The sequence below is a fragment of the Brevibacillus borstelensis genome, from assembly GCF_036700025.1.
Lineage (GTDB): Bacteria > Bacillota > Bacilli > Brevibacillales > Brevibacillaceae > Brevibacillus > Brevibacillus borstelensis.
Map to the genome: position 1 here is coordinate 4,223,410 of NZ_CP144922.1, position 23,692 is coordinate 4,247,101.

Genomic DNA, 23,692 nt, shown 5'->3' on the forward strand with positions numbered 1-23,692 from the left:
ATCCGTTCGGACTTGACATTTTCATCCTGCGTGATGTGCCTCTGGCTGACAATCTATCGGGCCGGAACACGCATATAGAGCGGTTTATTCTTTTCCATGCAAGGCCTCCAAGGCTTCCTGGACCACGAGTCCGGTATCAAAGCCGATCAGTCTCGCCTCTTTTCCATCCAGCGCATTCGCCAGCTCATCGAGCAGCAGGTGCATGCGATCCTGATCCGGCACCTGGACTTCTTCCAGCGGCTGGCCCATCCCCCCTGCCAGCAGCGTGCTCCAGTTTTTCACAGACAGCGTCCCTTTTGTACCGTAGACCGTATAAGCCAAATGCTCCTCATGAGCGATGCCTGCGAGGCCATTAATCGTGACGGGCGTTCCGTCCGGGAGACGAAGCAGCGCGGAAATACCCGTTTCACATAGCTCCTGGTTTTCCGGGTAGTCCACATCAGAGCGAACTACTTCGCAGCGGCCCAAGAGTGCATAGGTCAGGTGGAGAAAGTGCGGCAGCACTTCGCGGACAAAGCCGCCCTGCTCCCGGCCGGAAAGCCATGCTGTCTGCTGCCAAGGACGCGGCCACTGATGGAAATGAGTGACGATGTCCACCCTGCGCACGCTTCCGATCTCCGCCAGTCTCCGCTTCAGCTCGAAAAAAATCGGACGATAGAAGAGCGGAAAATTCATGGCGTGGATAACACCAGCCTCAGTTGCCGCCCGCAGCATCTCTTTTCCTTCCTGAACCGAGTTCGCCAAGGGCTTTTCGCACAGCAAATGCTTCCCTGCGGCAAGCACGTCCAAGCCAATCGGATGGTGAAATTTAGGTGGAACTGCTATGTAAACAAGATCGAGCTCCGCTTCACGGAGCAATAGCCGATGGTCTGTATGCCAAGCTGCGATGCCGAAGCGGTCTGCCACTTCTCGGGCACGCTGCGAAGCGGCATCACAAACTGCCGCCACCGTGAAGCGTTCATGGGTATTCATTGCGTGCATAAGACGCTCCCCCATCACTCCCGAACCAATGATTCCAACTGAGTAGCGTTCCTTCATAAAAAAATCCCTCTTTTCCGACTTTTTGTTCTCTGGCACAAGGCAGGCGGGACTTCCAATGTGCCAGTTATTTCCAACCCTCCCTATTGCATGTTTGCTGCACTCGGATTTCTCGCTTTTTTCGCATACACAAAAAATACAGCTTCGTTTGCGCAGTCATGCGCTTTGACCGCCTTCCCTGCCGATGTGCTCCGGCAAATGTCTTTATCGTACCGTTAGCGGCCTTTGGAGCGCTTCGCGAAAATTGCTCTTCTCTCCGGTCAATTTCTGCGTAGTCCTCACTTCATGATACAACAAAAAAGGGCCCTTTCGCCTGATGATTCCGGCGAGGGGCCCTTTGACCGTTTTACGCCACCTTGGATGTGGCTTCACGGATGTATTCTTTTGCTTTTGCCTGGTCAAACTGCCCTTCCCAGCGGGAGATAACGACAGCGGCAAGAGAGTTGCCGACAACGTTGACCACTGTGCGAGCCATGTCCAGCAGACGGTCAATTCCCGCGATGAAGGCAAGACCTTCAAGCGGAATGCCGACAGAGCCAAGGGTCGCAAGCAGCACGACGAAGGATACTCCAGGCACGCCCGCAATCCCCTTCGAGGTGACCATCAATACCAGCATCAGTGTAATTTGCGCACTGATCGGCATGTGAATGCCATACATCTGCGCGATAAACAAAGCCGCCAGCGCCTGATAGAGCGTGGAGCCGTCCAGGTTGAACGAGTAGCCCGTCGGAATGACGAATGACGTGATGGCTTTCGGACAGCCAAGGCGCTCCATCTTTTCCATGATCTTCGGAAGCACCGACTCCGAACTGGCCGTAGAATAGGCCAGAAGAAGCTCGTCCTTCAAGATCTTGATAATGGAAAAGATCGAAATCCCGCTCATGCGTGCAATGACACCGAGAACGACCACAATGAAGAACAGCATCGTCAGGTGTACCAAAATGACCAGCTTCCCGAGCGGAACAAGGGACGACAGACCGAATTTGGAAACGGTTACGCCAATCAATGCGAAAACACCGAACGGCGCGAACTTCATGATTGTGTTGACGACCCAGAACATGGCGTCCGCCACACCCTGGAAGAATCGAAGAACAGGTTGACCCTTTTCTCCGGCAGCGGCAACCCCGAGTCCAAACAGGACGGAGAAGAAGATAATCGCCAGCATATCGCCTTTGACAATCGATTCGAATACGTTTTTCGGCACGATATTGACGAAGGTATCAACAAAGCTGTGGCTTTGCGTCGATTCAGCCGTCTCCACATATTGGTGGATATCGGTTTTGGCAAGATTCGTCATGTCAACCCCGACACCGGGATGGAACAGGTTCGCTGCAACAAGACCGACAATAATCGCAATCGTGGTAACGATTTCAAAATACAATATCGTTTTTCCGCCGATCTTCCCCAGCTTTTTGATGTCTCCCACACCAGCAACCCCGACGATCAACGTGGAGATGACGATCGGAACGACGATCATTTTAATCAGCCGGATAAAGATGTCGCCAATCGGCTGCAGGTAGCTCGCCACCGCAGGATTGCCGTAAAAGATAGCACCTACCAGAATACCAAGGAATAGACCGATTACAATTTGAATGGCTAACCCGAATCGTTTCATCCTGACACCTCGCTGTCCTTTCGTAATTGTGTATATATCAGTACAAAATCGACAAGGAATTGTCGAAATTTGTCGAAGTAACAATATTATAGTAGCAGACACGGGTTTTTTTTCTCAATGTAAAGAAATTCCTTTTTGCACTTTCGACACTGTTTTCTGGTATCTTTTGGATGGTACTGAAAATTACATGGTTGATCTATATATTTTTCGCTAGGTTATCATAGCATAACTTTGACAAAATCCGCGTTTTTTGTATTCTTATTTATTTTCTATAATTTCATTATGATTAAACTCTACTGAATATTTTTGAACTAACTTCTTCCTGGAAAACGCAAAAAACCGGAGCGGTCTCCCCTCCGGTTTGGTTCCTATCTATCGAAAACAATTGTATACAGCACATTCCTGTTACATTTTTCGGCAACGGTGACTACTACATCTCTTATCCGTACAGGCGGATGGCGTCGCGAATTCTCCCATTGGTCTGTTCGAGTAGCTGCAGCGCCTCTTCCCTGTTCGATCCGGTCAGCTTCATCAAAATGGCGGCTTTCGCGTCTCCGTTGGCCAACTCGGCCAGCCGTCCGGCTTCCTCGTATGTGACACCCGTGACCTCCATCACGATTCGCTTGACCCTCTCCCGCAGCTTTTGATTGGTCGCCTGGACGTTGACCATCAGGTTGCCGTATACTTTCCCGAGCCGAATCATCGTTGCTGTCGTCAGCATGTTCAGTACCAGCTTTTGCGCTGAGCCTGCCTTGAGCCGGGTAGACCCGGTTACGACCTCCGGCCCGACAACAACATTGATGGAGACATCGACTCCGCCATCGATCAGCGCTGTCTCATTGCAGGACAGCGAAATCGTCCTCGCTCCGATCGTCTGTGCTGCCCGGAGCGCTCCGATCACATAAGGCGTACGGCCGCTGGCGGCTATGCCCACAACAACATCTTTTCCTGTCACGTTGTATTTGTGAATGTCTTCCTCGCCGAGCTCCTCGGAGTCTTCCGCTCCTTCTACCGCCCTGATCATCGCCGAAGGTCCTCCGGCGATAACCCCCTGGATCAGCTCGGGGTCCGTACCGAATGTGGGCGGACACTCCGACGCGTCCAGGATGCCCAGACGGCCGCTCGTCCCGGCGCCAAAGTAAAACAGGCGTCCCCCGTTTTGCAGCGAATCGACGATGATCTCAACTGCGTCCGCCACTTGATCGAGGACGTCCTCAACCGCGTAGGGCACCTTTTTGTCCTCGTCGTTCATCACCTGCAAAATTTCGCGCACAGGCAGTTGATCCAGGTCCCTCGTCCTTTCGTTTTTTCCTTCTGTCACAAGTTCTTTCAAGTTCTCCAGCATCCCGTTCGCTCCTCCCCTGCTCTCCTATTTGCGTCTTTTACTCCAGATGGCATGAGACCCAATGCCCTTCTTCCTTTTGTCTGAGCAGCGGGATTTCGCTTCTGCACACATCCATGCAGGATCGGCAGCGCGGGTGAAACGTGCATCCGGCTGGCGGATTGGACGGACTGGGCAAGTCTCCCTCCAGGATGATGCGCTGCAGCTCCCTTTTCGGATCGGGAACCGGCACAGCGGACAGCAGTGCCTGGGTATACGGGTGAGTAGGATTCCGGTACAAGGACTCCTTGTCAGCCACTTCCACCACTCTGCCCAAATACATGACCGCCACACGGTCCGATATATGCCGAACAACGCTCAAATCGTGGGAAATAAACAAATAGGTCAACTGAAATTCCTTTTGCAAATCCTGCATCAGATTGAGGATTTGCGCCTGAATGGACACGTCGAGAGCGGATACCGGCTCGTCGGCGACAATCAGTTTTGGCCGCAGGATCAAAGCCCGGGCAATCCCGATCCGCTGCCTTTGCCCGCCGGAAAATTCATGCGGGAAGCGGCTGAGATGCTGCTTGGACAAGCCGACGATCTCGATGATTTCTTCTACCCGTTTTTGCCGCTCCTGGGCCGTTCCGATTCCGTGGACGATCAGCGGGTCTTCCAAAATCCGCCCGACTGTCTTGCGCGGGTTGAGCGAGGCAAACGGGTCCTGGAACACCAGCTGCATATCGCGGCGCACCCCTCTGAGGTCAGCCGGGCTCAGCTTGCAAATATCCCGTCCCTCGAAAAAAACCTCCCCCGCGGTCGGTTCGATCAGCCGGAGTATGCATCGTCCGGTCGTTGATTTGCCGCATCCCGACTCTCCGACAATACTGACCGTCTCGCCGGGATAGATCGTCAAGTCAACGCCGTCGACCGCGCGGACCACTTTTTCTTGTCCGAAAAAGCCTTTTTTGCTGACAAAATGCTTCGTCAGCGATTTGATTTCCAAGAGCGGCTTCGTCATCGCTCATCCCCCTCCTGATACAGCCAGCATCGGCACTTTTGACCGCCCTCGACAGGAAGAAGCTGCGGGTTTTGTTCCCGGCAAATGTCCATCACGTGGGAACAGCGCGGAGCGAAACGGCAGCCCGCCGGCATCTCGTGCAGCAGCGGCACCGAGCCCGGAATCGCCTCCAGCCGCTCCGCATCCACACTGACGCTCGGCATGGAATTCAACAGCCCTTTTGTATAGGGGTGCTTCGGCTCCTCGAACAGCTTCGTAACTTCCGCTTCCTCCACGATTTGTCCGGCGTACATGACGATGACCCGATGGCACATCTCGGCTACGACGCCCAGGTCGTGGGTAATCAACACAATCGAAGTATGGTTTTCCGCCCTCACCTTTTTCATCAGCTCAAGGATTTGCGCCTGGATGGTTACATCGAGCGCTGTCGTCGGTTCATCGGCGATCAACAGCTTGGGCGAGCAAGCCATCGCCATCGCAATCATCACCCGCTGCCGCATCCCTCCGGACAACTGGTGCGGGTACTCGCCGACGATCTCTTCCGCGCGGGGAATCCCGACTTCCCTGAGCAACTGGACCGCTCTCTCCTTTGCTGCTTGCTTGGAGAGTCCGAGATGGCGCCGGAGCGGCTCGCCGATCTGTTTTCCGATCGTCTGGAGCGGATTGAGCGACGTCATCGGCTCCTGGAAGATCATCGCGATCTCGTTGCCGCGGATCTTTTGCATTTCCTTTTCTGACAGCGTCAAAAGCTCCTTCCCTTCAAAGCGTATGCTTCCGGTCATTTCTGCATTTTTGCCCAAAAGGCGCATGATCGACAGACTGGTGACGCTTTTTCCGCAGCCGGATTCCCCGACGATTCCCACGGTTTCTCCGGCTTGGACAGTCAGACTGACACCGTCGATGATCGTCAGGCTCTTACCCGATTGGGCAAAGGATGTACGTAATTGATCGATGTGTAGCATGGCAGCCATTGTTCTTCCTCCTTTTGCTCAGGATGAGCCTGCCGTCCCGATTAGGGAAAACAGCTGATTGCAGACAGAGCGCCTCCACGGACCGATCAGGCTGCTGACAGTCGGATGGACCCGGTTTGTCAGGATGATCAGCGTCGCGCCTCTGGCCGGATCACGCCAGATCGATGTTCCGGTAAATCCCGTGTGGCCAAAGGCTTGGCTGGAGAGGACATCGCCGCCTGTGCAGCCTGCAGCCATCTGCTCCAGCGTGCCCCCCGTCGCGGATGCTTCCCACCCCAGCGCTCTCATCGGTGCAAGCTCACCCGTATGGGAGCGGACTGCCGTGGCTCGCAGGACGGGATCGATCCGCACGGGCGACTCGTTTGAAGTCCAGATGCGCATGTACCGTTCCGTATCCGCGCTGGTGGAAAACAGCCCGGCGTGGCCGCTGACGCCGTCGAGGCCGTGATATGCGTTGCAGTCATGCACCGATCCCCGGATGATTCCTCTCCGCCAGTCAAAGCAAGCCAGACGCTCCGACAGCTCACGGGCGGACGGCAGTCCGAGCGCTTCCTCCTGGATCAACTGCTGCCTTGCCATGTCCTGCTCATATGCATTGCCGTTCTCCGTCGGTGCGATTGCGCTCACATCCAGGCCGTCATGCTGCAAGGGCAGATAGCAGGTACGGGTCATCCCGCTCGGTTGAAAGATAAGCCGCTGGGCCAATTGATCTAGCGGCTCATCCCATGCCCGCTCCAGGATAAAGCCAAGCAGCATGAAGCCAAGATCGCTGTAGACGACCTGTTTGCCGGGCGTCCCCGTCATCGCCTCAGCCGCGATCAGCCGCAGGTACTCCTTGACGCCGCGGGCATAGAGGAAAAAGGGGCGCCAAGCGGGGAGGCCGGAAGTATGGGTCAATAGATGCAGCAGCGTGATCTTGCGCTTCGCTGTTGCATCCGTCCCCTCTTCCAGCTCCGGGAGATGGCGGGTGACGGAATCTGTCAGCGACAGCCTGCCTTCCTGTACGCTGAGAAGAACGAGCGGCAGCGCAACCATCACCTTCGTCAGCGAAGCCATGTCATACATGGTGTTGGCATCGACCTCGATGCCGTCTTTTTTCGCGTCTCCGTGCTTGGATGAATCTGCGGGGCTTGCAGAGCTAGCAGGGCTTGTCATGTTCGGCTCTTCTACCGAGCCGAATGCCTGCTCCTGCTCGTCCTGTGCACCCTCTGTCTTCCCGACCGCTACGGTTATGGCAGGAAGACCGTCTCTGGCAAGAGTGGCTATTCCCCCCGGGAAAATCCCTTGGCTGATGCCCGATTCCAGATTTTGTTTCAAACGCTCTCGCAAGGCAGATTCGAGCTGATCGTGACTCATCTTCGTCCCTCCGTTACTTGCCGCGGTGGCGCGGGTCGAGAATATCGCGCACAGCGTCCCCAAACATATTGCAGGAAAGGATGGTGATCGTCATTGCCACGCACGGCCAGATGATCATTCCCGGCGCCAGCTCCATATAGCGGCGCGCTTCCGAGATCATTCCGCCCCACGAAGGGTCTGGCGGCTGAATGCCGAGACCGAGAAAGCTGAGCGCCGATTCTGTCAAAATCGCACCCGAGATAGCGAGGGATGCCTGGACCAGCAGCGGTGCCGTTACATTCGGGAAAATTTCCAGAAACAAAATGCGCGGCGTACTGGCGCCGATAGCCCTTGCGCTTTCCACGTACTCCTGATTTTTGATCGATAGGACTGCTCCCCGGACCGTTCGCGTAAAGATCGGAATATTGACAATTCCGATCGCCAAAATGGTATTGAAGGCCCCTGGCCCAAGCGCGGCCACGATCGCCAAAGCAAGCAAAATTTCCGGAAAAGCAAACAGCACGTCCATTACACGCATCACCAATCCGTCAATCCAGCGGCCAAAGTAACCGGCGATCAATCCAAACAGCGTGCCAAAAGCGACGCTGACAAGCACCGAGGAAATTCCCACCATCAGCGAGACTCTGGCTCCGTAGATGATCCGGCTCATAATGTCTCTGCCGAATTGATCCGTGCCGAGAATAAATTCGCCGGAGCTGCCCTCCATGCGATGATCCTGAAACATCTGCGTCGGATCGTATGGAGACAATACGGGAGCGAAGGCAGCGGCCAGAGCGAGCAGCAGCAGGACGATCAGACAGACGACTGCTGTTTTGTTCTCAAAAAAGCGTCTTCGAAATGTGCGCATGTCGCATTCCCCTTGTCAATACTTGATTCGCGGATCAATCCAGGTGTAAATCAGGTCGATGATCAGATTAACCAAGACGAACACCAAAGCGACGAACAGGACGCCTCCCTGTACGACAGGATAATCCCGCTGGTAAATGCCATCCAGGACATACTGCCCCAGTCCCGGTATGGAAAACAGTTGTTCGACAATGACCGACCCGCCCAATAGGTAGCCGATCTGCATACCGGCAATCGTAACGATAGGGATGGAGGAATTTCGCAGCGCATGCCCCATTACCACGGTCCATTGACTGTTTCCTTTGGCACGAGCGGTGCGGATGAAATCTTTGTCCATCGTTTCCATAAAGGCGGAACGGGTCATCCGCATCACGCCGGCAGCGACGACGATTCCCATCGTAACCGCCGGGAGGATAAACACTTTGAATGCCTCTGCCGGATCATCCCAAAAGTGGACCACATCGATCGGCGGAAACCAGTTGAAATACAGCGACAGGCCGAGCAGCAAAAGCGTACCGATGGCAAAGTTGGGAACCGAAATCCCGAGCAAGGTCAAAATGCGAATCACCTTGTCCGTTTTGGAGTGAGAGCGAATCGCCGACAGGATGCCGAACGGAATGGCCAGGGTCCAGCCGATCACAACCGCCATAATCGTCAATTGCAGCGTAATCAAGAACCGCTTGAGAATCTGCGGCAAAATTTCTTCGCCGGTGTGCACTGAAACACCGAAATCCCCTTGCAAAAGTCCGCCGGCCCAGTGCAGGTACTGGCTTATGAGCGGTTTATCCAGCCCCATCTCCGCTCGCAGGACGGCGACTGCCTCCGGGGTCGCTTCCGTCCCGAGCATGATCGACGCCGGATCGCCCGGAACGAGATGGAGGATCGTAAAAACGAGGATCGAAATGCCGACAAGGATGGGAATCAAGCTAATGATTCGTTTGATCAGGTAACTTCCCATAGATACCCCTCCACAAAAGAAGAAATCGGGGAGATCGTCTCCCCGACTCCCTCCCTATCTCACTTACTTCTTCACCGATGCTCTCACCAACGCGGTGGATTCGCCCGCTGCCGTCGGCGAAAAATCGACGTTGTCGCGGACCGCGTAAAAGTTTTTCGGAGAAGCCAGGAACAGGTTTGGTGCGTCTTCTACCAGCAGCTTTTGCGCTTCGTCATACAATTTCTTGCGTTCTTGCACATCGACCGTCTCCAGCGCCTTTTGAACGAGCTCATCGTATTTCGGGTTGGAGTAATTCCAGACGTTCGCCGATCCTGTAGTCGAGAAGAAGTAGCGCATCGAACGGTCGGAGTCCACGCCGGATGTATTGCGGCCGACCATCATGTTCATATCTTTGGATTTCCAGGTGTCGATGTAGTTGCCCCACTCCAGTTGGTTGATTTTCGCGTTGATGCCAATCGCTTTTAAGTGCTGCTGAATGATTTGCGCCGACTCAACCATGTCCGGGTAAGTAGAAGCTGTTTCAATGACCGTGTCAAAGCCGTTTGGATACCCCGCTTCTGCAAGCAGCCGCTTTGCCTTTTCCACATTCGGCGTGTAGCTTGGATAGCTGGACGGATCAAGCGCCCAGCTGGTCAGTGCCGGTGCGATCGGCCCGGTCACGGATGCCTCGCCCTTCCATACGGTTTGCACGATTTGATTGCGGTCTACGGCATAACTGATGGCCTGACGGACACGCGGATCGTCAAAAGGCTTTTTCTTCACGTTGATACCGAGATAGCTGTACTCCAGAGACTGGTAGCTCTTGATCTGGATGCCCGGCTTGCCCTCGAGAAGCTTCGCCGAATCCGCCGATACAGCGCTGATGTCGATTTTGCCGGCGCGAATGGCAGCCATGCGCTCTGCCTCATCCTTCATGATCTGAAACTTGATCGCGTCTACCTTTGGCAATTCCTTGTTAAAGTAGTCCGGGTTTTTCTTCAGCAGGACATACTGTCCAGGCTCGCTTTTTTCCAGGATGAACGGTCCGGTGCCATTGGCTTCCTTCGTCAGATCAGTCGATCCCTTCGGAACGATGGAAGCCGAGGACGCGGACGCATTGGTCAGGAAAGCCGCATCAGGGGTTTTCAGCTTGAAGACGACTGTTGCAGGGTCCGGCACCTCGATCGTATCGACACTGGCGAAGTACGATTTGGCGATCGAACCGGTGTCCGGATTCAAAATGCGCTCAAAGGTGTACTTTACGTCCTCCGCGGTCATCTCTTGTCCGTTGTGGAACTTGACACCCTTTCTCAGATGGAAGGTAATGCTCTTTCCGTCGGGAGCCGTTTCCCATGATTCCGCCAGCCCCGGGACGAGATCGAGATTGGCGTCCAGCTTGGTCAGGCTGTCATAAACCAATGAGTAAACGCGTGCACTGGAGGCCGCAGGCACCTTGTGCGGATCGTACCCGACCGGCTCCTGATCGACCGCGACGATCAATTCCGATTTTCCTTCAGTCTGGGATGCTCCCTCGGACCGCGGCTTGGAATCGCCTGCAGGTGCGCTCCCGCCTCCCGAACAGGCTGAAAGCATAAGGGACAGCGAAAGGAAAAAACTTGCCAACACTCTCTTTTTCACGTTTTTTACCCCCTGAGTTTCGGTTAATACAAACAGATATTGCCTAATGGGACTGCCCGTTTCGCGCCGGTTACCGACGGTACATTGCTCGGGCGGCCCATCAAGGTTTCATGTCCCAATACAGCGAAGGCGATTGCTTCCTTGGCATCGTCCGGCACCCCGTACGCCTGCGCTGTCGTCAGCGCGATACCATCGGGCAGTTCGTCCCGGAGCATGCGAAGCAGCGTCTTGTTATGCGCTCCTCCTCCAGACACGATCACCTCGTGAACACGGGCATGGGGAAACACAAAATGGCGGTACGCATCCGCGATAGAAGCTGCCGTGAGCGCCGTTGCGGTAGCTGCGATATCCTCTGCGGAGAGGCCGAGCGCCCTTGCATCACTGCACAACCGGGCAGCAAATGCTTTGCCGTACACTTCCCGCCCGGTGCTTTTGGGCGGTGCGAGCCGGTAATAGGGGTCAGACAACAAGCCCGAGAGCAGCTCGGAAGACACTGTTCCGCCTGCCGCCATCGCTCCGCTCTCGTCATAGCGAAGTTTTCCGTCCGTCAGGAGCTGGATGATCTCGTCGATCACCATGTTCCCCGGACCGGTATCAAAAGCTGTCACTTCCTGAATAGCCGCTCCGGCAGGAAGTACCGTCACATTGGCAATCCCCCCGATATTTTGCAGCAAGCGGCCTTTTTCCGAATGGCGGAAGAGCACATAATCGGCATAGGGGACGAGCGGAGCGCCCACCCCTCCGGCTGCCAGATCCCTCGCCCGAAAATTCCCCACTACAGGGATTCCGGTACGCTCTGCCAAGGTCGACAGCTCGCCGATCTGCAGGGAAGCGCGGACATTTGTCATCCCCTCCGGCCCGGGAAAGGGCACAGGCCTGTCGATATGCCAGACGGTTTGCCCATGGACGCAGACTGCATCAATCGCCTCCGGGGAAAGATCCGCCTTTTTCAGAAGCTCGCGAACAGCATGGGCGTACCATTCCGCAAGTCCGTAGTGTACCGCCGTCAATTTGTCCAGACGGGCTGTATCAACGCTGCACAAGCTCTTTACCCATTCGCGAAGCTCGTCGGAATACGGCAAATAATGAAATTTCTGCAGACGCACACTCTCGATTTCTTCCCGGTCGTCCGTCAGAATCTCCACGAGCGCCGCATCGACTCCATCCAGCGAAGTCCCTGACATCAATCCGATCAACGCATGCTTCTTCCTGCTCCGATAGTCTTGCAGCCTGGGAGTTTGATTCATGATCTCACCTACTCTCACCCTGCTTATCTTTACGAAATTGCCTCTCTAACGAATGTTTGGAATAGTCAATCCTGTTATCGCTTTCATTATATGAAATAAAATTACCACGGTCAATTGAAATAGAGTAAATAATATTTCAAGAAAAAGAGTGGAGTTTCCGGTCTTGCTGTATATCCTATCAAGAGAACTGTCTATGAATGGAGGGCATACGCTTGATTCCTTCTTCAAAGTGGAGCCTGCACAAATTTTTTGACAGGCATCCGGTCATTCGAGGCTATCTGCCTGCTACGGCTTTGTACCAACCGGCGCTGCTTGATTCCTTTCTTCAGAAGTACGATACGGTCTACATCAAACCGAGTTCAACACATATGGGAAAAGGCATTATGAAGGTATGGAAAACCGACAGCGGATATGCATGGGTCAAGGAGCGCGGACAGACCGTCACCGCCTCGACACTGGGGGAACTGAAACCAATCGTCAATCAGAGCGTGGGCAATAGAAAGCACATTATTCAAAAGGGGATTCCGCTGGCCGAGGTAAATGGACGGCCGTTTGACATCCGGGTAATGATGCTGCGCAATGGGGCAGGGAAGTGGCAATACGCCGGCATGCTGGCAAAGGTCGCCGGCCCTGACAGTGTCATTACCAATGTCGCCCGGGGCGGCGGCTATGTCACCACGGTGCCCAAAGCACTGCGACAATCCCAGGCGGTAAAAAGCGAGCAGGTGAACACTGTCACACGCGAGCTTATCCGATTGAGTCACCATGTATGCTCCCACTTTAACAAATACAAGCATTCGTCTCAAATAGGGATTGATTGGGCAGTAGACAAAAAAGGCGGGCTCTCCATTATCGAAGTGAATTTCGATTTTCCTTCTCACGGCCTGTTTGCGAAGCTGCCTGACAAGACGTATTACCGTTTGATCAAGCGTTTGCGCTCTCAGTATTTGGCCAGACGTGCACGCCTGAAAAAAAGAAAGCCGGCCTCTCGATAAAAGAGAGACCAGCTCGGCAATGACGATAGCGCTATTGGCCCGTCTTGCTTTCTCATCGTTTATCTACCGTTATCCTTGCGCCGCTTTTGCCTCGATTTCGGTCAAAGGCGATGTGCACTGCGGGCACCGGGTCGCCTTGATCGGAATGGAAGAGATGCAGAACGGGCATTCTTTCGTAGTCACAGGCGGTTTTTCCGGTTCGTTCTTTTTGCGGAAACGATTCACCTGCTTCACGACAATAAAGATGGAGAACGCGATAATCAGAAAGTCGATGACGGTATTGAGAAACAAGCCGTAATTGATCGTGGCAACCCCCGCATCTTTGGCTTCTTTCAGAGTCGCAAAGTCTCTGCTGTCCAAACTGATGAACAAGTTGGAAAAATCCACTTTGCCAAGCAGCAAACCTACTGCCGGCATGATGATGTCGTTAACCAAGGATGTTACGATCTTGCCAAAAGCAGCTCCGATCACAACCCCGACTGCCAGATCAACGACGTTCCCCTTTAAAGCAAACTCTTTAAACTCTTTCAGCATCGGCCTCACCTTTCCATGTGCATTCACACGCAGTGTACTTATCTTCTATCAGAAAACATTTTGCAAAAAGTGTTCGACGAACCGCTCATGGTCAACTTCCAGGCAAACGTCGACATTGGCGGCGGCAGCCGGATGCTTCCGCCTGTCGCCAATGGTTCGCGCATCCGACAGTCCGCCGGATGTATCCACTGAGACATGCATCGGAACGGCAGTCACAAAGGTCGGATCAATGACGACCCCGACAGCCAGCGGGTCGTGAAGCCCGCATCCCCGGACATTCCCTACCTGCGCGTAGGCATTCATGTAAAATTCGCACATGTCGGCAAACAAGCGGGAAACATCCGTCCCCTTTTCGCGCCACAAGGCCAGATGCTCCCTGGTCAAAAGCGTCTGCATCGTCACATCGAGGCCGACCATCGTCACCGGAATGCCGGACTGAAAGACCAGCTCTGCCGCCTCCGGGTCCGCACAAATATTTGCCTCCGCCACCGGCGTCCGATTACCCGGCACTGTCACGGCTCCGCCCATCACGACGACCCGCTCCACCAGCGCAGTCATTTCCGGCTCGTCCCTGATCGCCTTGGCGAGGTTTGTCATGCTGCCCACGGTAACGATCGTCAGCTTGCCAGGGTGTCTCCTCGCCTGTTCGATCATGAATGCCGATGCCTCTTGCTTCTGTACAGGCGTTTGCGGCGGCGGAAGCTCGATGTTACCCAAGCCGTTTTCTCCGTGAAACAGCTTGGCTTTTTCCTTCAGCTCGCGGAACAGCGGCCGCTTGGCTCCCGCATAGACCGGTATCTGGCTGTATCCCAAAAGCTCCAGGATTTGCACGGTATTTCGCGTCGCTTCCTCCACCGTAATGTTTCCAAAGGTCGTGGTGATTCCCAAAACCTCCAGCGCCGGTGAATGAACGGCGTAGGAAATGGCGAGAGCGTCGTCGATTCCTGTATCTACATCAAGTATTATTTTTTTCATTGCTTGTCCCCCGTCCCCATGACTTCCATAGCACGTTTGACGACTGGCTCCGTCTGAATATCGAGGCACACCTCCGTGTCAATCCCGACACGCGGAATCGCCCGGAGATCTGCTATCAGGGCGCCGCGGGAAAGCGTGCTCTGGCAGTCGACGGAGATCTTCAGTGTCTGCCTCTCTGCTATTTCCGGATGGATCGCTGCCATCATTGCCGCACATGCATCCAGACTGTTTCCCCCATCCATCCGCATATGTAGCGCATAGGTCGCATCGAGCGGAACGAGGAGGAGCGGCAGCTTGGAAGCCAGGACGAGCGCGGCTGCCTCCGGATCGGCATGCATGTTCGCTTCGGCAATCGGGGTGACATTTCCCGGTACGCGGATTGCGCCTCCCTTTACAATAACGGCCGCAAACTTTTTCGCCAGTTCCTTGTCCATATGGAGGGCCTTGGCCAATTCTGTCAGGGGACCGAGTGTGACCAGGATCAGCTCTCCTCTATGCAGGTCTGCCTGCCGGACAATCAGTTCCGCCCCTTGGTCCGCTTGCGCCAGCAACAGGCCGCTCTGTCCTGCCGACTCCAGCACTTGTCTTGTCTGATTCATCGCCTCTGTTTGACTGGGCCCGCCAAAGACGATGCCCGTCAGCTCTATGTCAGGTGAACCTAAAGCGAGCCGCAGCGCCGGAATATGGTCTGTTCCCTCTCCCGTCACCAGCAGCATCTTTTTCTTTGTGTGCATGCTTTCACCTCGATTTCTACTCGCTCCTAATCCTAATCGAATCTGAAAAAACCGTCAATTGAATGCCATCACTCATTGCTGCCAGAAGTATGCACTAAGCCGAAGAAGCGCGAGGCATGCACGGAATCGAAGCGCTCGCAGGCCGACTGCTCTTCCACGCTTGCAACTTGACAATCAATCTTTTACACTAATCCATAGTTTCAAAAAAAGGAGTTTGCCCTCTACATGTCCCTGAAAATAGCCAGCCCACAACAAGAATTGCTCGTTTGCTTGCAGCAGCAGCTTGTCGAAATATTGCTCCGGCATAAAAAGAAGCCCTACCTGCCGGTCTGGGGCGAACTCTATTCAATTTTGAGAGAATTTGTCAAAATATCCAGAAAATCCAGCCAGAATCTTTTGCTCTATTCGATTTCGCCGACTGGCTCGCTCCATTTTATACATGAGACAGGCTTGTTCCGCGTAGATATTCCTGACCCCGGCCTGACGATTTCTCTCTCTACCGACGAATTGATTGAGGCATTGATCGCCGGACGCTTTTTTCCCGCGCTGCCTCCAATCGACACAGCCTCCCCGTTACCGGAGTAGCATCCGAGACAGTGGGAGATTTTTTTATCTCAACCTTGTATAAACGAAAAAATCCTGGCTTTCGCCAGGCAATTGAGGGTAGTACTGAATTATTCACGTGAATAACATAGCTTCATTATAGTTCTTTATTCCTGATTATGCTATGCGAATTTATAGGAAATATCACCTAGATCATCCAGTGAAAGCGTAAAAAAATAGAGCGGCTCTCCTGCACAGTTTCGAGCCGCTGCTGCAAAGTTACGAACTCCCCAAGTTCGCTTATACAGATTGTACTATGTAATTTGAATATCGAAAAGTGTCGTCTTTTGAATTTACGATAGAAAATGGCAAATGTGCGAAGTGTTAGGAAAAAAGTTCAGCAAACAAAGGAGCCATTCACCTTGCAGAATCACAGTATTCACGCATGCTGAACCAAATCCGCTTCCTCTGATTTTCTTAATCATTTGTAATCCATTACCTGCTTGAGATGCTATTTTTATAGCGGTGCTGCAAACAAAATTCGCCATTCACCATATTTTTTAAGCTAAGAAAGGCTCTCGGCATTCTCTCCGTGAGTCGCCGGCATTTCTGCCAGGCAGGGAGCTTCCATCGCATCTGGCTTTTGCCATGCTCCGCTTAATGTCTGTACGATGAAAATAGAGGGTGCCATGCGTCATAAAGTCCTTGTTAACGCTGGACAGCCCTCTCTTTTGAATGCTTGTTTGCTTACCGGTGAGTGCCAAATAAAATGCAGAGGTAGACGTACTGGCTGATACTCACCTCGGGAAAGAAGAAAGCCAGATTGCTTTTTCCGGGAGTCTGTCTGACCGAATACCGCAGCTTGCTGTTTCGCAGCGATTGGGCCATCCGGTACGCCTCGCTCCAGGTCGCATGGAAGGAAATATTTTTTGCCATTCCTGTCAAACACCTCATCTTGATAGTGCTCATCTCATGAACATAGCATGTCCAAAAATTGGCTGAAAGATTTATTTGAAATGACCCTTGGTTCGAGCTTTAGGGGAAAAGATGAACAAGGAGAAAAACGCAGGCGGTTCGGTGGGACACTTGCGGGTGAGTTGGACTGTCCGACTGCATTCCAAGATTCAATCGGTACTTTAACGTCTTGGCGATGCCGGACGGGACTACATAACGCTCAGGCGGCTGCTGGATACCCTTTCAGGGGGTGAAAGACAGCGCATAAAAGAGGCTGTTCCCCAAGCAATTGTTGACGCTTGGAGAACAGCCTCTGGCAAATGTTCATTTCGCGGACGGTTTTGGCCGCACCTTGCTCGTCGGCATCGCTTCCAGGGGATCGTCCGGCCAGTAATGCTTGGGGTAGCGCCCTTTTAAATCTTTTTTCACATCAAAATAGGCATTCTGCCAAAAGCTTGCCAAGTCTCTGGTCACCTGGACCGGCCGATGTGCCGGAGACAGGAGGTGCAGCGTCAGCGGAACACGCCCGTAGCAGATGCGAGGGGTTTGCATCAACCCGAACATTTCCTGCAGCCGGACAGAGAGGACCGGCGCATCCGGGTCGCTGTAATCAACCGGAATCCGTGAGCCGCTGGGCACGCCGATATGCGTAGGCGCTTCTTTGTCGAGCTCTCTTCTCTGCTCCCACGAGATCATTCCAAGCAGGATATCTGCGAGGGAGAGGCGCTGCAGATCCGCACCTTTTTTCATCCCGTGCAAATGGGGGCCCAGCCAGTCGGGAAGCGTTTCCCTTAGCGCCTCGTCCGATACATCCGGCCACTTTCCTTGCCCTTGACTTTGCCCCTGTTCCTGCCGGTGCATGAATTGCAGACGCTGTTGCAACTGCCGGGCTTGTTTCGTCCAGGGCAACAGCTCCAATCCTTCCGATGAGATACCGGAGAGAAGCGCATGCAATATATCTTCCGGGTCGGGCTCTAGCAAAGGGGCTTCCTGAATCACAATGGCTCCCAGGCGCTTGCGGACTCGCGCCCTCACGCTTTGCTGGCCTGCCTCCCAATAGACGAGGGCCTCGTTTTCCATCTGGTCAGCAAAATACTTTTCCAGCTGCTCCGCGTCAATCGGCGCTGCCAAGTAAATCGTGCTTTCACTTCCCTGGTCATCCAATTCGGCTGCCACCAGATAAGGGGCGTTCGCGAGAGACTGTATTTTCGTAAAAACCGCACCTCTCCCGTTTTGCAGCAGAAAACGGCCATTTTCCCTGCGCTGGGCGATCCGGTCCGGAAAGGCATACGCAAGCAGCAGTCCGCACGCTGCCGTGTCTGAAGCCTCCTGCTGTATGCCAAACGAATGTTTCCAATGCTCCGCTTCGGCCCATACGCTTCGGCAGAGCGAGCGATTGAGCGATATTCCCGCATATTCCTCCACCTGATCTGACCCTGCATCCTGAACAAAACGCAGCGCTTCAACCCGTGTCCGGATATCGACATCCTCGCCTGCCCGCAAGCCACGAAGCACATCCCGCTCGCCGAGCAAAGCGGCCAGCTCGCAAGCCAGCCCGCCCAGACCAAGCGGGATTGCGACGAGGATCATATGGGCCAGTCTTGGAGGCAATCCCGTTTCCACCATTCTTTTGCCGTGCGGGGTCACCGCCCCCGACTCATCGAGTGCCCCCAATCTGGCAAGAAGCTGGCGGGCCTGCCTGAATGCCGCAGCGGGAGGAATATCCAGCCACGAGAGCTCAGACGGATCGGCTACGCCCCAGACTGCCAATTCCAGCGCAAGCGCCGTCAGATCCGCCTCCTTGATTTCCGGCGTCCGTGCCGCTTCCAATTGCCGTTCCTCTTCCTTTGTCCACAAGCGGTAACAGGTGCCCGGTCCAAGCCTGCCCGCACGTCCCCGACGCTGATCCGCCGACGCCCTCGCCACCCGTACGGTCTCGAGTTTGGTCAGTCCGGTGCGCGGCGAAAAGCGCGGGACTCGCATCAGTCCGCTGTCGATGACCGTCCTGACACCTTCCACCGTCAGACTGGTCTCCGCAATCGACGTAGCCAGCACGATTTTCCGCTCACCAGGCGGGCACGGCGCAATCGCCCGATCCTGTGCCGCCGAGGGCATATTTCCGTACAACGGTTCTATTCGAATACGCTTGCCTGCGTTCTCCTGTCCGCCCAGCTCCAGCTCTTTCAGCCTGGCTTCCACTCTGCGAATCTCTCCTGCTCCCGGCAGGAACGTCAGGATATCCCCTTCTTCCTGCTTTAGCGCATGCTGGATGGTATGAACCACTTTTTGTTCGAGCGGCCCTTCCCAGCGGGTATCCAAATAATGGGTTTCCACAGGAAAAGAACGCCCCTCGCTCCTCAGGATCGGAGCACCGTCCAGCAAGGCGGACACAGGCTCTGCCTCCAGCGTTGCGGACATGACCAATATCCGCAGGTCATCCCGCAGCAACTCACGGGACTGAAGGCAAAGGGCTAGGCCCAGATCGGCCTGAAGACTTCGTTCATGATACTCGTCAAAAATGACCATCCCCACGTCTTCCAAGGCCGGATCAGACTGCAGCATGCGTGTCAGTATCCCTTCGGTAATGACTTCGATCCGCGTTTTCGGGCCTACGCGGCTATCCATCCTGACCCGATACCCCACTGTCTCCCCCACTCGTTCTCCCCGGGAAGCTGCCATGTACCGGGCAGCCATGCGGGCGGCAAGCCGGCGAGGCTCCAGCATCAAAATCCGGCGTCCGGCGAGCCAGGGCTCGTCGAGAAACGCCAGCGGCACACGCGTGGTTTTCCCTGCACCGGGTGAAGCGATCAGCACCGCGCTGGCATGAGAGCGAAATGTCTCCAGCAAGCTGGGCATGATCGAGTCGATCGGCAGTGTCTTCATCTCATCACCTCATCCGATTGCGAACAAACCTTCTCTCTTCTTTACACTTCAACATAAGCATCTGCCGGAGCGTCAGCCAAAAACGGACTCTTTTCACCCAGACAATACAGATGCAGCTCGTGCATGGCGCGGGTGCAAGCCGTGTAAAAGAGCTTTCTCTCCCTTTCCCGGCCGTATTGCGCCCGGGAAGCATTGTAAATGATAACGCCGTCAAATTCTACCCCTTTGGCGAGGTAGGCCGGGATGATGTGAAAGCCTTCTTCAAAAGAGACGGTTTCTTTGTCAATCAGCCGAACCGGTACCTTTTCGCGCAGCGCTTCATACGCTTCCCGGCTCTCCTTAGCCGTTTTGCAGATGACGGCAATAGTGCGATGACCTGCTGCCGTCATTTCGCCAATCCGGGCTGCGACTTTTTCTGCCAAATCCTGCTGATCCGACACCCTCGTCAGTGTCGGCTTTTTCCCGTCGCGGTTAAACGGTTCGATCGCATGGTCGCCGCGAAGCATGGCACTGGTAAACTGGACGATGGGCCTCGTAGAGCGATAGCTCCGGGTCAGGATGATTTTCTCGGTATGTTCCTCGCCGTACAGTGTCGCAAGCCCGGCAAAATCCTGGCCGCTCGTCGAATGGGCATAGATCGCCTGATTCAAATCACCCAGCACAGTCAATTTGGCATGGGGAAACAGCCGTTTCATAAAGGCAAACTGGAACGGGGAGTAGTCCTGGGCTTCATCGACGAACACATGCCGAACTGCTGTATTCGTTTGAAAGCCTTCCACCCTTTCCTTCAAATATAAAAAGGGAGTGGCGTCTTCCCAGAACAGATTCCCGCCATCCAGGCACGCCATAGTCTGCGAGCAAATCTCCGGCCAGTGCCCGGGAAGCTCCAGGGAGCCTGTGAGAGATTGCACGAGCTGCGGATCTTCAACCAACTGCCGGTACAGCGCCGCAAGATCGATGAAGCGCAGCTGCTTGACTTCCCTGCGAAGCGGGGCAAAATGCTCCTGCACGACCTTCACTGCGAGCAGCTCCCGTTCCCGGTCAAAATCGTTGAACGTCTCTCCCGAAAACTGTTTCTTGCCTCTCAGCTCTTGGTACACCCGCTGATAATCATCGCGATCCAATAGCTCAATGGCTTCATCCACCCAGGCACGGTTTATTTCCTTTTTCCCGAGCCGTTTCAGCTCACTTAAGAGCCATTCCGCCAGCAGCCTCATCCGGTTAGGGATGCGCAGTGAAGAATCCATCTCGTAAAATCGCTCTTTGATCGCGTCCGCGGAAATCAGCGTACGCCCGCGGAATTTCACGTCCCGGAAGCACATTCCTACATTTCGGAGCGATTCGACGTATGCATCGATCACCCGGAGCCATTCACCGCCAGCCTTGTAGCGGATTCCCTCCGCACGGGCGTTGTATCCGGGTTCGTTCATTGCCGTGTAGATGTACTCCATCTGGGAGAACGGATCTTCTACCGTGAACCAATCGCCGAGTCTGTGTTCCACGTATTCCTGAAAGGTGGTCTGCTGCATGTTTTCCTCGCCCAGCTCGGGCAGAACGGTAGAAATGTAGCTGTTAAACATCGGGTTCGGGGAAAACAGGACGATCTGCTCGGACCGGAGCGTTCCCCGATAGCGGTAGAGCAGATATGCGACGCGCTGCAGCGCTGCAGACGTCTTCCCGCTTCCGGCTGCTCCCTGGACGATCAGGAGCCGTTTGCTTGTGTTGCGGATAATTTTGTTCTGCTCCTTCTGGATGGTGGCGACGATGCTTTTCATCTGACCGTCGGCCTGTTTGCCCAGCACCTCCTGCAACAGCTCGTCGCCAATCGTCACGCCGGTGTCGAACATCGAGCAAAGCACGCCGTCGCGGATGATATATTGCCGCTTCAGCTCCATGGTGCCGCTGATCAGACCGCTTGGCGTTTCGTATTGCGCCGGGCCTGGGGAATAGTCGTAGTACAGGCTGGAAACAGGGGCACGCCAATCGTACACGAGAAACTCCACTTCATTTTCATCGAGAAGCGAGCCGATCCCGAGGTAAATCCTTTCCGCAGTCTTCTCCCCGTCTTCGCGGAAATCAATGCGGCCAAAGTACGGAGATTTTTGCAAACGAACCAGCGTTTTCAACTGATTGCTCGCATGCCGGTGCAGCCGCTCCCGCTCGGAGAGAACCTCAGCCTGCTGCTTGATGCTGGCATACGTCTCGACTGCTTCGATAGCATCGTCGAAGTTGACGGTCACATCCTCCCAAAAGTTCTTGCGGATGTGGACAATATCTTCCTTTACATCGCTTACATGCTGTTCAAGAGATTCAATGCGCCGGGAGATCACGCCTACAACCTGCTCCACCCGCTTCTGTTCTTCCTGTCGGTCCTCTGCTTCTTTTCGATCCTCCTGCCCTTTGACCTGATCTTCCAGTCTTCCTTGATCTTCGTGTCTGCTCTGGTCCGACATGCTCATGCGCGTTCCCCTTTCCTGCTCCTTTTTTCTTTGCCAAGATGGGTTTGACAAAAGGGATTCCATGTGATAAGATATTATTGGGATAATATTTTGTTGTTCTGATCGCGAAGTGCAATCACTCCTCATTGTAACACAGGAGTGCTATGATTTCAATTTCCCACTTTTACTTGAAACGACCAAAACGGAGACGCAACGTGCGGCTCCGTTTTTTTATGCCCATATAAGCTGCCCCCAAGCTGGGCTTATCCATACATGATTTTCAACACGTCTCGCTCTTTTGTCCCAAAAATGATTGCGATCCCGGACCATTTTCCCCGCCATCCGTTACCATGTAGTGCTCCTCTTTCATATCGAACGTTTTGGGATTGAAAAGTTGATCCCACTCCATCCACATCATGAACCCTCCTGCATGCTTTGGTCCTTTACAGAATGGACAGAAGCGGTTTTTTTACAGATACCTCCGACTGCCGATCGGGGAGGAGAGTCAATTTGATCTTTCCCCTGTACAGCTTGTTTTGTCCGCCTTCTATGTACCCTGCCAGCGTAATCCCTTTGTCTTCCCCGGCAGGAGTAGAGCTGTCGCCGCTCGGAGGCAATTGACTCTCACCGGCATAGTGAAAAGAAATGCTGCTCTCCCCAGTCTTGTCTCTGATGTCGATGACAGCTTGAAAGGATGTCCCCGGCTCCAGCTTGGGAACGCTGATCACCCCGTCAAAAAAGCGAAGCTCTGCTCCCTCCACCACGCCTCCACTCTTGTTTTGGATTGTCAGCTCGATGTGATTCTGGAAACCGAAAACCCATTGGTACAGTACGATTGCCAAAAACCCTGCCAAAACGATCCAGAGCGACATTCGGATGAGCCTCATGTGTGCTTCTCCTCTGTTCTGCTCGCATTTTCGCAAGTAACGCCCGCAGCCTCCAGCAGCACCTTCCCCATCCGTGCCGCTTCTATCAGGCAAAGCTCGAATTCAACCTCTCCCGATACATGTGAAACTAGCTGAATAATGTCGGGACAATCGTGGTTGCAGATTAAAAACTGCTCCCATTTTGCCTCGGAGCGCGGTACCTTTTGCGCGTGAAATCCGCTTTTGAAGCCGCCTAACGTCATCCTTATCTCCTCGCGATTCTGCTAATTTTGAATCAGGTCAATCGCATTTCGCCCCTCGTCTAACAGGTTTGAAAAAATGCCGCCATTCGCCACCGGAGTTCTCCTGCTGTTCCTAGCCGAAAAACAAGTCGAGAACATCCCGGGGAAGCGACGCATCCTTGCGGTAAAACTCGCTGTAGCCGCAGCCGTTGCAGCTCACCACATCGAAGCGCTGGTACTGCATATTCAGCACCCGTGACAGCGTCCCTCCCGTCGCGGACATTTCCGTGACCGTTGCGGATGTACCCCCGCATTTGGGGCAGCCGGATTGCCTGTCGTCCTTGTTGTAGTGGCTATTCCCCGTTTTCCGGGTACAACTGCATTGAAGATTATGGTCGAGCCATTCATTGCAAATGTGACATTGCTGCCGCATCGGACTTTCTCCTCCCGTCTTTCCTCTATGTGATTGACGTTTCAAAAAGCAAACCGTTTCTTCTGTCCAAAGACATTTCCGTCTGCACACCCCTCACCGGCA

Annotated in this window: 22 protein-coding genes; 2 read left to right on the forward strand and 20 right to left on the reverse strand. The window is 54.2% G+C overall.

Annotation, left to right across the window (positions count from 1 at the left end):
- Window positions 1–84: 84 nt before the first annotated feature.
- The 10 genes from V5G20_RS20325 to V5G20_RS20370 all read right to left on the reverse strand — a co-directional run bounded on the left by V5G20_RS20325 (window position 85) and on the right by V5G20_RS20370 (window position 11,993).
- Complete coding sequence (locus V5G20_RS20325; RefSeq protein WP_024984415.1) at window positions 85–1,038, reverse strand: Gfo/Idh/MocA family protein; 954 nt, start codon at window positions 1,036–1,038, stop codon at window positions 85–87.
- Between the two features lie 346 nt (window positions 1,039–1,384).
- Window positions 1,385–2,653, reverse strand: a complete 1,269-nt coding sequence (locus V5G20_RS20330) for a cation:dicarboxylate symporter family transporter (RefSeq protein WP_003387851.1) — start codon at window positions 2,651–2,653, stop codon at window positions 1,385–1,387.
- A gap of 439 nt (window positions 2,654–3,092) precedes the next feature.
- Complete coding sequence (murQ, locus tag V5G20_RS20335; RefSeq protein WP_003387852.1) at window positions 3,093–3,998, reverse strand: N-acetylmuramic acid 6-phosphate etherase; 906 nt, start codon at window positions 3,996–3,998, stop codon at window positions 3,093–3,095.
- 37 nt (window positions 3,999–4,035) lie between these two features.
- Window positions 4,036–4,998 (reverse strand): ABC transporter ATP-binding protein, encoded by a 963-nt coding sequence (locus V5G20_RS20340; protein ID WP_003387853.1) that lies wholly within the window; start codon window positions 4,996–4,998, stop codon window positions 4,036–4,038.
- The gene (locus V5G20_RS20345; RefSeq protein ID WP_003387854.1) at window positions 4,995–5,969 is read right to left on the reverse strand and encodes an ABC transporter ATP-binding protein; all 975 of its coding nucleotides are present in this window, start codon (window positions 5,967–5,969) and stop codon (window positions 4,995–4,997) included. The genes V5G20_RS20340 and V5G20_RS20345 overlap by 4 nt, the downstream gene beginning before the upstream one ends.
- 18 nt (window positions 5,970–5,987) lie before the next feature.
- Window positions 5,988–7,325, reverse strand: a complete 1,338-nt coding sequence (locus V5G20_RS20350) for a serine hydrolase domain-containing protein (protein ID WP_122958111.1) — start codon at window positions 7,323–7,325, stop codon at window positions 5,988–5,990.
- A 13-nt stretch (window positions 7,326–7,338) separates the two neighbouring features.
- Window positions 7,339–8,172 (reverse strand): ABC transporter permease, encoded by an 834-nt coding sequence (locus V5G20_RS20355; protein WP_003387856.1) that lies wholly within the window; start codon window positions 8,170–8,172, stop codon window positions 7,339–7,341.
- Between the two features lie 15 nt (window positions 8,173–8,187).
- A complete protein-coding gene (locus V5G20_RS20360) occupies window positions 8,188–9,129 on the reverse strand; it encodes an ABC transporter permease (RefSeq protein ID WP_003387857.1) in 942 nt (313 codons plus the stop codon).
- A gap of 63 nt (window positions 9,130–9,192) precedes the next feature.
- Complete coding sequence (locus V5G20_RS20365) at window positions 9,193–10,746, reverse strand: ABC transporter substrate-binding protein (protein WP_003387859.1); 1,554 nt, start codon at window positions 10,744–10,746, stop codon at window positions 9,193–9,195.
- Between the two features lie 23 nt (window positions 10,747–10,769).
- Complete coding sequence (locus V5G20_RS20370) at window positions 10,770–11,993, reverse strand: anhydro-N-acetylmuramic acid kinase (protein WP_051925446.1); 1,224 nt, start codon at window positions 11,991–11,993, stop codon at window positions 10,770–10,772.
- Between the two features lie 212 nt (window positions 11,994–12,205).
- On the opposite strand from V5G20_RS20370, the gene V5G20_RS20375 reads away from it, so the two are divergent.
- Window positions 12,206–12,988, forward strand: a complete 783-nt coding sequence (locus V5G20_RS20375) for a YheC/YheD family protein (RefSeq protein ID WP_031932292.1) — start codon at window positions 12,206–12,208, stop codon at window positions 12,986–12,988.
- Window positions 12,989–13,057: 69 nt separating this feature from the next.
- On the opposite strand, the gene mscL is transcribed toward V5G20_RS20375, so the two are convergent.
- Genes mscL through V5G20_RS20390 form a run of 3 tightly spaced genes read right to left on the reverse strand, consistent with a single transcriptional unit; the run spans window position 13,058 to window position 15,231 of the window.
- Window positions 13,058–13,522, reverse strand: coding sequence for a large conductance mechanosensitive channel protein MscL (mscL, locus tag V5G20_RS20380; protein WP_003387862.1), 465 nt, complete (start codon window positions 13,520–13,522; stop codon window positions 13,058–13,060).
- A gap of 48 nt (window positions 13,523–13,570) precedes the next feature.
- Window positions 13,571–14,497 carry a nucleoside hydrolase gene (locus V5G20_RS20385; RefSeq protein ID WP_003387863.1) on the reverse strand — a complete coding sequence of 309 codons (927 nt, stop codon included), beginning with the start codon at window positions 14,495–14,497 and terminating at the stop codon, window positions 13,571–13,573.
- Window positions 14,494–15,231, reverse strand: coding sequence for a nucleoside hydrolase (locus tag V5G20_RS20390; RefSeq protein ID WP_122958109.1), 738 nt, complete (start codon window positions 15,229–15,231; stop codon window positions 14,494–14,496). The genes V5G20_RS20385 and V5G20_RS20390 overlap by 4 nt, the downstream gene beginning before the upstream one ends.
- 225 nt (window positions 15,232–15,456) lie before the next feature.
- Here V5G20_RS20390 and V5G20_RS20395 point away from each other — a divergent pair, with 225 nt between their 5' ends.
- Window positions 15,457–15,816: a hypothetical protein gene (locus V5G20_RS20395; protein WP_003387865.1), complete on the forward strand. Its 360-nt coding sequence runs from the start codon at window positions 15,457–15,459 to the stop codon at window positions 15,814–15,816.
- 705 nt (window positions 15,817–16,521) lie between these two features.
- Here the strand turns inward: V5G20_RS20395 and V5G20_RS20400 are convergent.
- The 7 genes from V5G20_RS20400 to V5G20_RS20430 form a co-directional block, all read right to left on the reverse strand.
- Window positions 16,522–16,710, reverse strand: coding sequence for a hypothetical protein (locus V5G20_RS20400; RefSeq protein ID WP_024984421.1), 189 nt, complete (start codon window positions 16,708–16,710; stop codon window positions 16,522–16,524).
- A 342-nt stretch (window positions 16,711–17,052) separates the two neighbouring features.
- Window positions 17,053–19,611: an ATP-dependent helicase HrpB gene (gene hrpB, locus V5G20_RS20405; protein ID WP_338461979.1), complete on the reverse strand. Its 2,559-nt coding sequence runs from the start codon at window positions 19,609–19,611 to the stop codon at window positions 17,053–17,055.
- A 41-nt stretch (window positions 19,612–19,652) separates the two neighbouring features.
- On the reverse strand, window positions 19,653–22,070 hold the full coding sequence (gene helD / locus V5G20_RS20410) for an RNA polymerase recycling motor HelD (protein WP_338461981.1): 2,418 nt from the start codon (window positions 22,068–22,070) through the stop codon (window positions 19,653–19,655).
- Window positions 22,071–22,329: 259 nt separating this feature from the next.
- The gene (locus V5G20_RS20415) at window positions 22,330–22,467 is read right to left on the reverse strand and encodes a hypothetical protein (protein ID WP_311067673.1); all 138 of its coding nucleotides are present in this window, start codon (window positions 22,465–22,467) and stop codon (window positions 22,330–22,332) included.
- Window positions 22,468–22,492: 25 nt separating this feature from the next.
- Window positions 22,493–22,936 carry a hypothetical protein gene (locus V5G20_RS20420; protein WP_003387870.1) on the reverse strand — a complete coding sequence of 148 codons (444 nt, stop codon included), beginning with the start codon at window positions 22,934–22,936 and terminating at the stop codon, window positions 22,493–22,495.
- On the reverse strand, window positions 22,933–23,178 hold the full coding sequence (locus V5G20_RS20425; protein ID WP_003387871.1) for a hypothetical protein: 246 nt from the start codon (window positions 23,176–23,178) through the stop codon (window positions 22,933–22,935). Before V5G20_RS20425 ends, V5G20_RS20420 begins: the two co-directional genes overlap by 4 nt.
- Before the next feature lie 112 nt (window positions 23,179–23,290).
- Entirely contained in the window at window positions 23,291–23,590 is a 300-nt protein-coding gene (locus tag V5G20_RS20430) for a zinc ribbon domain-containing protein (protein ID WP_003387872.1), read from the reverse strand.
- Between the last annotated feature and the right edge of the window lie 102 nt (window positions 23,591–23,692).